At 62.8% G+C, this 10888-nt stretch carries 10 protein-coding genes; 4 read left to right on the forward strand and 6 right to left on the reverse strand.

The features are described 5' to 3' along the window. The first annotated feature begins 1 nt into the window (after position 1). The 3 genes from C3F36_RS04425 (at position 2) to C3F36_RS04435 (ending at position 2639) form a co-directional block, all read left to right on the forward strand. Complete coding sequence (locus tag C3F36_RS04425) at positions 2-1057, forward strand: HlyD family secretion protein (RefSeq protein WP_010673458.1); 1056 nt, start codon at positions 2-4, stop codon at positions 1055-1057. 10 nt (positions 1058-1067) lie between these two features. Further along, entirely contained in the window at positions 1068-2096 is a 1029-nt protein-coding gene (locus tag C3F36_RS04430; protein WP_010673457.1) for a DUF2955 domain-containing protein, read from the forward strand. 183 nt (positions 2097-2279) lie between these two features. Beyond that, positions 2280-2639, forward strand: a complete 360-nt coding sequence (locus tag C3F36_RS04435; protein WP_010673456.1) for an MliC family protein — start codon at positions 2280-2282, stop codon at positions 2637-2639. Positions 2640-2697: 58 nt separating this feature from the next. On the opposite strand, the gene C3F36_RS04440 is transcribed toward C3F36_RS04435, so the two are convergent. The 4 genes from C3F36_RS04440 to nrdD form a co-directional block, all read right to left on the reverse strand. Beyond that, on the reverse strand, positions 2698-3090 hold the full coding sequence (locus C3F36_RS04440) for an energy transducer TonB (RefSeq protein ID WP_104454565.1): 393 nt from the start codon (positions 3088-3090) through the stop codon (positions 2698-2700). 133 nt (positions 3091-3223) lie between these two features. Beyond that, positions 3224-3394 carry a YqaE/Pmp3 family membrane protein gene (locus tag C3F36_RS04445; protein ID WP_010673454.1) on the reverse strand — a complete coding sequence of 57 codons (171 nt, stop codon included), beginning with the start codon at positions 3392-3394 and terminating at the stop codon, positions 3224-3226. A gap of 57 nt (positions 3395-3451) precedes the next feature. Continuing rightward, positions 3452-3961, reverse strand: coding sequence for an anaerobic ribonucleoside-triphosphate reductase-activating protein (nrdG, locus tag C3F36_RS04450; RefSeq protein WP_010673453.1), 510 nt, complete (start codon positions 3959-3961; stop codon positions 3452-3454). 113 nt (positions 3962-4074) lie between these two features. Further along, the gene (gene nrdD, locus C3F36_RS04455; RefSeq protein WP_104454566.1) at positions 4075-6192 is read right to left on the reverse strand and encodes an anaerobic ribonucleoside-triphosphate reductase; all 2118 of its coding nucleotides are present in this window, start codon (positions 6190-6192) and stop codon (positions 4075-4077) included. Positions 6193-6631: 439 nt separating this feature from the next. Here nrdD and C3F36_RS04460 point away from each other — a divergent pair, with 439 nt between their 5' ends. Then, positions 6632-7591, forward strand: a complete 960-nt coding sequence (locus tag C3F36_RS04460; RefSeq protein WP_104454567.1) for an ABC transporter substrate-binding protein — start codon at positions 6632-6634, stop codon at positions 7589-7591. A gap of 57 nt (positions 7592-7648) precedes the next feature. Here C3F36_RS04460 and ligA read toward each other — a convergent pair whose 3' ends face one another. Together ligA and zipA are read right to left on the reverse strand one after the other, a co-directional pair. Continuing rightward, positions 7649-9655 (reverse strand): NAD-dependent DNA ligase LigA, encoded by a 2007-nt coding sequence (gene ligA / locus C3F36_RS04465; protein WP_104455999.1) that lies wholly within the window; start codon positions 9653-9655, stop codon positions 7649-7651. A 91-nt stretch (positions 9656-9746) separates the two neighbouring features. Beyond that, positions 9747-10877 (reverse strand): cell division protein ZipA, encoded by a 1131-nt coding sequence (gene zipA, locus C3F36_RS04470; RefSeq protein ID WP_039039273.1) that lies wholly within the window; start codon positions 10875-10877, stop codon positions 9747-9749. Between the last annotated feature and the right edge of the window lie 11 nt (positions 10878-10888).

Consider the following 10888-nt stretch of genomic DNA (forward strand, 5'->3'; position numbering starts at 1 on the left):
GATGACACCGGATCAACAATTCAAGCGCTGGATAAAGTGGGCCATCGTCTGCTTCGTCCTGGTGTTTGGCTACTTTCTGCTGGCCGACATCAAGATGCCCCTGACTCCCCAGGCCATGGCCACCCGGGTCGTCACCCGGATGGCCCCCCAGGTCAGCGGCAAGGTGGTCGAAGTCGCCGTCGCCAACAACCAGCACGTCAAGCAGGGGGATCTGCTGTTCGCCCTCGACCCGGAACCCTTCCAGCTCGCCGTGGATCAGGCCAGGCTCGCCCTGGATCAGGCCAGGCAGCAGAACCGCCAGCTGGACGCGACCCTGACCGCCTACGAGGCGGAGTACAGCTCGCTGCGCACCCAGGCCGACCAGAAACAGCGGGAAGCGGCGCGCATCGACGCCCTCTACCGCCGTCACATGGTCTCTGAACAGCAGAAGGATGACGCCGACAGCGCCGCCCGCACCGCCCGTGCCAACCTGCTCGGCAGCCAGGCCCGGGTAGAGCAGGCCCGCGTCAACCGCGGCTTGCCAGGGGAAGACAACCTGCTGCTGCGCCAGGCCCGCAACCGCCTCGCCCAGGCCGAGCTCAACCTCGCCTACAGCCGGGTTCATGCGAGCCAGGACGGCATCATCACCAACCTGCAGCTCAAGCCTGGCAGCGTGGCCAATGCGGGCTCCCCCCTGCTGGCCCTGGTCTCCGAGCAGGTGGACGTGATCGCCGATTTTCGCGAGAAGAGCCTGCGCCACGTCAGCGCCGGCAGTCAGGCCCTCGTCGCCTTCGACGGCGAGCCCGGTCGTCTCTATCCGGCCCGCGTCGCCAGCCTGGATGCCGGGGTCAGTGCCGGCCAGTTTGACGCCAACGGCCAGCTTGCGAACCCCGTCGAGTCCGATCGCTGGGTGCGCGATGCCCAGCGCCTGCGCCTACACCTGACCCTGGAGCAACTGCCCGCCCACCTGCCGGCCGGGGCCCGCGCCACGGTGCAGTTGCTGCCGGACAACACCCTGACCGGGCTGCTGGCCCGCGGCCAGATCCGTCTGCTCAGCCTGCTGCACTACATCTATTGAGATGACGACCATGAACCTGTGGCACAGACCCCTCACCCCCAACGAACTGCGCCAGTGTCTGCGCATCGCCTTTGGCTGCACCCTGGGGTTTGTGCTGTGCAAGATCTTCGGCTGGAGCAACGGGGTCTTCTTCACCGTCACCCCGGTGCTGCTGCTCGGCCTGGTGCCGGTGATGAACGGTCACGCCGCCCGCCAGCTCATCGCCTCCGCCGCCATGTGCGGTCTGGAAGTGGGGCTGCTCGGCGGCCTGTTCGGCGGCCACCCGGGGCTCATGACCCCCCTGGTCTTTTTGCTCTTCCTCTACCGTTTCGCCGCCATGTCCCGGGGCAGCCTGTTCCTGTTCGGTGCCAACGGGGTGCTCAGCCTCAGCATCATGCTGCACTTTGCCAGCTACCCCGGGATTGATCTGAACGACCTCATCTTCAGCAACCTCTGGGCCAGCGTCCTGTCGGTGCTCATCGCCTATCTGATGACGGCCCTCATTCCGGACGTGGAGGAGCGCCCCAGGCCGGCCCCCTCCCCCAAGGCGCCGCACCGGATGCGCCACGAAGCCCTGCTGGGGGCGTCCATCGCAACCCTCTCGTTCCTGGTGTTCCAGATCTTCGATCTGCGCGACTCCATGTCCGCCCAGGCCACCACCCTGCTGCTGCTCTTCCCCATGCACTGGAACGGCGCCCTGGACTATGCCCGCAAGCGGGCCATGGGCACCCTGCTGGGGGTGAGTTTCGGCATCCTGGGGCAGCTGGTGCTCTATGACTGGTCCGGCTTGCTGCTGCTGGTGACCCCGGTGCTCTGGCTCGGCGCCATGCTGTTCAGCTATGCCCATGTGAAGGAGGCGAGCGGCTCCGGAGTCGGCTTCGGTGCCCTCACCACCCTCGGCATCCTGTTCGGCCAGTACCTGACCCCGGGCAACGACCTGGTGTTCAGCGCCCTCTATCGGGTGAGCAGCATCCTCTTTGCCATCGTGGTCACCCTGCTCGCCTGCTACCTCATCCACCGGCTGCTCAATCGCTTCGAGGCGACACGGTTCGGCCACTGACCCTTTTCTGCAGCCATTGGACGGCTCCCTTTCGCCCCGCTTGCCTGCCGGGGCGTTTTTTTGCCTGCCCCACGGACCAGAGGGAGACGGACGCATCCCGACGCAGGGCTCCCGCCACGAGGTTGCAGTTGTGCCTCATCCTGTTAGGCTCAAGGCCATATGACACCGTTGTGAGGATCAAACATGAAACACGCCAAGCTCTTTCTACTGGGGGCGGGCGCCATCACCCTGCTCGGCGGCTGCGATCTGGGCAGCGGCAAGCTGGGAGTGACCGGCGGCGATCCCGTCACCTATCTGTGTGAACAGAACCAGAAAGTGCAGGTTCGCTACTTCTCCCTCTCGGACGAGAGCCTGAACTTCGTCAAGCTCTCCCTCCCCGATGGCAAGGATTACACCCTGCCCCAGGCGGTTTCCGCCTCTGGCGCCCGCTATACCGACGATCACGAGGTGGTCTGGTGGAACAAGGGCAAGGAGGGGTTCGTCGAGATGCGTGATGACGCCGGGGAGTGGCAGAGCCGCTACAACGACTGCAAGGAGCAGTGATCCGCGCCGTCATGGCACACAGCCCACACGAAACACCCCGGCCTGGCCGGGGTGTTTGTCATTTCACTTCCACTTCGAATCGGGCCACAACCCGAGCCGGAATAGCTTGCTGATTCTGATCCGATGGCCGGTAGCGCAGCTGCGCCAGCCCGGAGATGGCGATGAGATCCAGCACGCCGGGAGGCTGGGACTCCAGTACCTCTGGGCTGAACAGCGTGCCATTGGAATCGATGAGGTAGCGAAGGGTCACATACCCCTTGACCGGCCTCTTCGCCGGCAGCCCCCCGACCGGGTTAAAACTGATGGCATCCCCCACCAGCACCCAGTATTCGGGCAGCGTTTCCCAGGTGACATCCACCGGAGGCTGATTCAGCTTGGCGGTGGGGCTGGCACAGCCCCCGAGCAGGGCCAGGGCGGCCCACAGCAACAACCCTTTCACACGCACTGACATTCCCTCTTCGTTGTATCGCTCGATTCCATGAGCGACGCGCCAGTGTCAGGCAAAGGGGCTCATCCGGGAAGCCCCCATCTGGCAGGCAAAAAAAAGCCAACCCCGGAGGGCTGGCCTTGTGATCTCTCACGGCTCAGGCGCGCTTGTCGCTTACCACCAGCCAGAGGGCATGAACCATGCCGGGCAGACCGCCCAGCAGGGTCAGCACTATGTTGATGAGGAAATGGAGGCTGAAGCCTACCTGGATAAAGGCGCAGACCGGGGGGAGAAAGATGGCCAGCAGGATCTTGAGCAGATTGTTCATCGGGATTCCTCGTGTAAACAGCGCTTGGGGTTGGCCTAACCATAAACACCCAAGGCCTCAACTGCAAACCAGACAGGGGATCCGCTCTCCTCCTTTCCGCCAGGCGTTGAGGTCGTGAACCATCTGGTTGCTGCTGCCACGCCAGAGCAGACCGGGATCCGCCAGGGCCTTCTCGAACCTGCCATCCACCAGCACGTCCAGCAAGGCCACCAGCTCCCGCTGGGCCGGGCTGAGATCGGCCAGCAGATAGCCGGTCCAGCACCAGATGTCCTTGCCGGGGCACTCGGCCCGCACCCGCTTCACCAGCGCCAGCACATGCGGCACGTTGGCGGGGTGGAGCGGATCGCCGCCGGAGAGCGACAGTCCGCGCCGCTTGATGCGGCTGTCGTTGAGATCGTGAATGATGCGATCGCTCATCGCCTCATCGAACGGCTTGCCCCCATCGAGCCGCCAGGTGCTCTGGTTGTAGCAGCCGGGACATTGGTGCTCGCAACCCGACACGAACAGGGTGGCGCGGGTGCCTGGACCGTTGATCACATCGACCGGGTAGTACTGGTGGTAGTGCATTCGAGTTCTCTGGGTTAACGGCCAACCCCCTCCCAACCTCCCCCTTCGAAAGGGGGAGGAGCTTCTTTGCCCCCTCCCCTGCCAAGGGGAGGACTGGGGTGGGGTCTGCTCGCTTACATATGCTTGACCCGGCGTTTGACCTCTTCCTGCTTGCCCGCGTTGAAGGGGCGCGCATCCGGGCTGCCGAGATAGCCGCACACCCGGCGGGTCACCGACACCTTGGCGGGGTCATGGTTGCCGCAGCGCGGGCAAGTGAAGCCCTTGGAGGTGCACTCGAACTCGCCGGTGAAGCCGCAGTCGTAGCACTCGTCGATGGGGGTGTTGGTGCCGTAGTAGGGCACCTTGTCATAGCTGTAGTCCCAGACGTTCTCCAACGCCTCCAGGTTGTGCTGGATGTTGGGGTACTCGCCGTAGCAGATGAAGCCGCCGCTGGCGATGGGCGGATAGGGCGCCTCGAAGTCCAGCTTGTCGTAGGGGTTCACCTGCTTCTCCACATCCAGGTGGAAGCTGTTGGTGTAGTAGCCCTTGTCGGTCACCCCGGCCACCACGCCAAACTCCTTGGCGTCGATGCGGCAGAAACGGGTGCAGAGGTTCTCGCTCGGGGTGGAGTAGAGGCTGAAGCCGTAGCCGGTCTCCTCCTTCCACTCGTCGGTGGCCGCCTTGAGCCGCGCGATGATGGCGATGGCCTTCTGGCGCAGGGTCTCGCTGTCGAACAGGTGGACGTCTGTGCCATAGAGGGCGTTGATGGTCTCGTGTACCCCGATGTAACCCAGCGAAATGGAGGCGCGGCCATGTTTGAAGATCTCGCTGATGTTGTCATCGGCCTTGAGGCGCACCCCGCAGGCCCCCTCCATGTAGAGGATGGGGGCGACCCGGGCCTTGACCCCGTCCAGGCGCTTGATGCGGTACATGAGCGCTGTCTTGGCCACCCGCAGGGCGGCATCCAGCTTGTCCCAGAAGTCCGCTTCATCGCGGGATTTCAGGGCAATGCGCGGCAGGTTGAGGCTCACGACACCTAAGTTGTTGCGCCCCTCGTGGACCAGCTCGCCATTCTCTTCAAAGGCACCGAGGAAGGAACGGCACCCCATGGGGGTCTTGAAGGAGCCTGTGACCTTGACCACCTGGTCGTGGTTGAGGATGTCCGGGTACATCCGCTTGGAGGCGCACTCCAGTGCCAGCTGCTTGATGTCGTAGTTGGGATCCCCCGGTTTGTGGTTCAGGCCATCCTTGATGGCGAACACCAGTTTCGGGAAGACGGCGGTCTTCCTGTTCTTGCCAAGGCCGGCGATGCGGTTGCCAAGGATGGCGCGCTGGATGAGGCGCGATTCCCAACTGTCCCCCAGGCCAAAGCCGAAGGTGACGAACGGCGTCTGACCGTTGGCGGTGTGCAGGGTATTGACCTCGTATTCGAGGGACTGGAAGGCGTCGTGGCACTCCTTCTCGGTGCGAGCCATGGCGTAGGCGTCCACATCCTGGATCCCCCACTCCTCGGCCACCTCCCGGTGCTTGTGCCAGCTGATGGTCACATAGGGTGCCAGCACTTCGTCGATGCGGTTGATGGTGGTGCCGCCATAGATATGGCTCGCCACCTGGGCGATGATCTGGGCGGTCACCGCGGTGGCGGTGCTGATGGATTTGGGAGTGTCTATCTCCGCGTTGCCCATCTTGAAGCCGTGGGTCAGCATCCCCTGCAGATCGATCAGCATGCAGTTGAACATGGGGAAGAAGGGGGAGTAGTCGAGATCGTGGAAGTGCAGGTCGCCGCTCTCGTGGGCCTGCACCACGTCACGGGGCAGCATGTGACTGATGGCGTAATGCTTGGCGACGATGCCCGCCAGCAGGTCACGCTGGGTCGGGATCACCTTGGAGTCCTTGTTGGCGTTCTCGTTGAGCAGGGCCGCGTTGGTCTGCTCCACCAGGCCGCGGATCTCCTGGGCCAGGCGACCCCTGGCCTCGCGGGCCTGATCCCGGTCGTGACGGTATTCGATGTAGGCACGGGCGATGGCCTTGTCGTCGGAGGCCATCAGGTGGTTCTCGACCCGGTTCTGGATCTCGTGGATGTCTACCTCCCCTCGCCCCTCCAGCTCCTGGCTGACAGCGGCGGCAATGCGCTCTGCCAGCGCCGGACTGGCCTGATTGACCGCTGCCGCCGCTCGGCTGACCGCATCGCGGATCAGTTGGCCATTGAATGGTGCACGACATCCATCGCGTTTGATCACTACCGGTTTCATCGATTTTCCCCGTATTGAAAGACCTGGTGGCCACCCTCGGCTCACCCTCGTTGAGTCCCCTTCTCCACGCCCGTCCCCGGCGCAAACAAGGTCAGCCAAGGCTTGAAACACCTGGGCTGACACTGAGAGGGCGACCACTTATGCACAGCTTTATGACACTATATATGGGTGTTTTTTTTATGCTTACCCCTATATGTGGGGTCTATTAGGCACCAAAGCGGTACCCTGTTTCTTGATCCAGAACAGGTTTTGGAAGGAGTGGGGCAGTTCACGACCAGTGCCAAAAGGCGCTCCTTTTGCTCACCCCAGACGGGATGCGGGCTCCCGCCCGACAAGGGATAAAAAGAGAGGGGCACGCCTTCCGACAACAATTGACCGAGGCACCAGAGAGCGGGAGAGCACATACTGGGGAACAGTCTGTCCCTTGCGGAAAAAACACGTGACCAAGGTCTTGCTCCTGCTCTCCCTCCCGCTGCTGGCCGCCGAGATCCTGGTGATCAGCAGTTATCACCAGAGCAACCAGTGGGATCAGAGCTACAGTGCCGGCCTCGAGCAACACCTCGAGCAGGCGCATCACCTCGGCTATCTCTATCTGGACACCAAGCGCCAGCCCGGCCAGACCCGTGACGAACTGCTCGCCAAGGGAATGGCCACCTACCGGACCCACCAGCCGGCGCTGGTGATCCTGGGGGATGACAACGCCATCAACGCCCTCGCCCGACCCATCGCCGCCCGGGGAACGCCCGTGGTGTTTCTCGGGATGAACGAGAATCCGCGCCCCAAGGGGCTGGTCGGCCACCCCCTGATCACCGGCGTACTGGAACGCCCCCTGCTCAAGCGCAGCATCAGCGAGATGAGTCAGTTGATGGGAGGGCTGGAGCGCGCCCTGGTGCTGTTTGACGAAAGCGAGGTGTCCCGCACCGCCGTCGCCCACGAGTTCAAGGGGCGAGGCGAGCTGACGATCGGTCAGACCCGGGTCAGCAGCCGCCAGTTCACCGACTATGGACACTGGCAGGAGGCAGTGCTCGCCAGCCGGGAAAACGGCTATCAGGCGCTCTTCCTCGGCCTCTACCACACTCTCACCGACGCTCAGGGCCAGCATGTAAGCGAGCAACAGGTACTGGCATGGACCAGCGCCAACAGTCCGGTGCCACTGTTCTGCTTCTGGGCCTTTGCAGTGGGCAGGGGAGCCGCCATCGGCGGTCTGGTGCTCGACGGCCACAGCCAGGGAGAGAGAGCCGCCGAACTGGCCAATGCCATCCTCTCAGGCACGGCGCCCGGCGCCCTCTCCCCCCGCGCCGCATCCCGCGGGGAATATCTGTTCAGCAAGAGCGAACTGGCACGCTGGCACCTGACGGCTCCCGATGCCTGGCAGGACAAGGTGAGCTACATCGAGTGAGCCCACCAACGACAAACCCGGCCAGTGGGCCGGGTTTGTCTGCTCAAACGTGCATCCTCAGGGCTGAATGGCCGCCTGCAACTCGGCTTCGGTCCAGATGGTGATCCCCAGCTCCTGGGCCTTGGCGAGCTTGGAGCCTGCCGCCTCCCCCGCCACCAGCACGTCGGTCTTGGCCGACACGGAGCCCGCCACCTTGGCCCCCAGGGCCTGCAGCGCCGCCTTAGCGTCGTTGCGGGACAAGGCGGTGAGGGTGCCCGTCAGCACGAAGGTCTTGCCGGCAAAGGGCTGATCGCTTGTCTCTTTCTTCTCGATGGCCGGCCAATGGATACCGGCGGCCAGCAGGGCGTCGAGCACTTCGATGTTGTGGGGCTGGCGCAGAAAATAGTAGACATGCTTGGCCACTATGTCTCCCACGTCGGCCACTTCCAGCAACTGCTCCACCGAGGCGGCGCGCAGGGCATCCAGGGTGAGGAAGTGGTTGGCAAGGTTCAAGGCGGTCGCCTCCCCCACTTCGCGGATCCCCAGGGCAAACAGGAAGCGGGGCAGGGTGGTGCTGCGGGCGGCATCGATGGCGGCCACCAGGTTGAGGGCCGATTTTTGCCCCATCCGCTCGAGACCGGCCAGCTGGATGGCGTTGAGGCTGAACAGGTCCGCCGGGGTCTTCACCAGCCCCTTGTCCACCAGCTGCTCCACTATCTTGTCGCCAAGGCCATCCACATCCATGGCGCGGCGGGCGGCGAAATGCTTGATCGCCTCCTTGCGCTGGGCCTCGCAGAACAGGCCGCCGGAGCAGCGGGTCACCGCCTCCCCCTCCAGCCGCTCTACCGCCGAGCCGCACACCGGGCACTGGGTGGGGAAGAGGATCGCGCGAGCATCCGCGGGGCGCTGGGCCTCCACCACGGCCACTATCTGCGGGATCACGTCCCCCGCCCGGCGCACGATCACGGTGTCGCCGATCATCACGCCGAGCCGTTCAATCTCGTCGGCATTGTGCAGGGTGGCATTGGAGACGGTGACGCCGCCGACGAACACGGGTTTGAGCTTGGCCACCGGGGTCACGGCGCCGGTGCGGCCCACCTGGAACTCGACGTTCTCCAGCAGGGTCATCTCCTCTTCTGCCGGGAACTTGTGGGCGGTGGCCCAGCGCGGGGCCCGCGCCACGAAGCCGAGCTCCTGTTGCAGCGCGATGTCGTCGACCTTGTAGACCACGCCATCGATCTCGTAAGGGAGATCCCCACGGCGGGCCAGGATGTCGTCGTGGAAGGTCTGGCAACCGGCGGCCCCCTCCTTGAGCTTCACCTCGGGGCTGAGCGGCAGCCCCCAGGCCTTGAGCTGGTTGAGGCGAGCGAAGTGGGAATTGCCCAGCTCGTCACCGCCTATGCCAACCCCGTAGGCGTAGAAACTCAAACGGCGACGAGATGTAATACGAGAATCCAATTGTCTTAGACTGCCAGCTGCAGCATTACGTGGGTTAGCAAAAACTTTCTCACCTGTAGCTAAAGCCCGTTCGTTCAGGTCATTGAAGTCCTTCTTTTTCATGAAAGCTTCACCGCGAACTTCCAAACGTTGAGGCCAATCTTCCCCCTGGAGAGCCAAGGGTACAGATCTAATCGTTCTCACATTATCAGTAATGTTCTCCCCAACTCGTCCATCCCCACGAGTCGCAGCCTGAACCAGTATCCCATTTTCATAAAGCAGACTAACCGCAAGCCCATCCAACTTAGGTTCACAACAGAATGTTAACTCACGACTAGACCGTAAACGCCCTTCAATTCGATGGACAAAGTCAGCAAGATCTTCATTATTAAAAACATTATCCAAGCTAAGCATGGGGATTTCATGCTGAACTTGTCGGAATTCCGTCGATGGGGGACTACCAACACGCTGGCTCGGTGACATAGAAGTTCGCAGAGCTGGTTGTTGTCTTTCTATATCAATTAGCTCTCGCATTAGACGATCATATTCAATATCAGGGATCGTTGGTTCGTTGAGCGTATGGTATTGATAACCATAAAGAGTAAGCCGTCGGCTTAACTCACGATGACGGGAATACGTATTACTCATTGGTATATCTCGTAATTTAGTTAACAGATACACAAACAAAAATGCGGTACCTGGGTACCGCATTGTTATTCTCAATCGACCGCAGGCTGCCTTAGTCGCGGCTGGCCTCGTAGGCGGCCAGCTCGTGGCGATAACGGGCGATGTCGTCGTCGCTGAGGGGACTGCGCGAGGCGTCGGTCAGCATGGCATCGAGATCGCTCGCCAGCTGATCCGCGGCCTGCAACATGTGCTCGAAGGCGAAGGCGGCATTGCTGCGAAGGGGCAGTTGCATGAAGAGGGACACACCCGGGGTGCTGAACTGCTCCATGCGATAGGGGTTGAAGGTACCCGGCTTGACCATGTTGATCATGGAGAAGAGCACTTCACCCTTGCCGCCCAGATCTTCGTGACGGTGGAAGATGTCCATCTCGCCAAACTTGAAGCCCAACGCCAGCAGGGAAGAGAGCAGGGTCGCACCTTGCAGATCGTGGCCGGGACGGGCCATCAGGTTGATGACATAGACATCCTGCCAGATCTTCTCAACCGGGGCCGGGGCGGGTTCTGGCTCGGCTGCGTGAACCGGCTCTTCATAGGCTGGCTCGTCATCGTAAGCGGGCTCCTCATAAGCCGGCTGGGCGTAGCGGGGAGCCTGCTGGGCAACCGGTGCCGGCTCGCGTGCACCGAAGGTCGGCGCCTGGGCATAGGCCGGCTCCACCAGCGGCTCTTCGTCCAGCGGCTGCATCATGGGCTCGCGCTGCGGACGGGAACGGTGTACCGGCGTACGGCGGATCACCTGTGCAGGTTTGCGCACCGGCGCGGCAGGGGCCTCTTCAACAGGGGCGGCAACCGGCTCGTCATAGTCCTCTTCTTCCTCATACACAGGCTGAGGGGGGACAGGGCGAGCGGCAGGCTTGCGCACCACGGGAGGCGGCAGATCGGCGTCGTCATCTTCATCATCGAAGGCGGGAACGGGGGCGACACGGCGGGGTTCGGGCTGACGGGCCTCGTCGCTGCGCAGTTTGGGCTCGGCACGACGGCCACCGCTCACCACACGCACCTGACCGATGCCATCGCTGTCGAAGGCGTCGTTGTCACGCTCACGGGACTTGGACTCCATCCGACCCAGGGGTTTCTCCTTGATCGGTGCCTGACGATTCTTTCTGTTGCTCCACAACCCGTGAATGAGCAATGCCGCGATGGCAATACCGCCCAGGGCAACCAAGATGTAACGCAATTCCTGCATTAGCTGCTTCT

It is taken from the genome of Aeromonas sp. ASNIH2 (genome assembly GCF_002934795.1).
GTDB lineage: Bacteria > Pseudomonadota > Gammaproteobacteria > Enterobacterales > Aeromonadaceae > Aeromonas > Aeromonas caviae.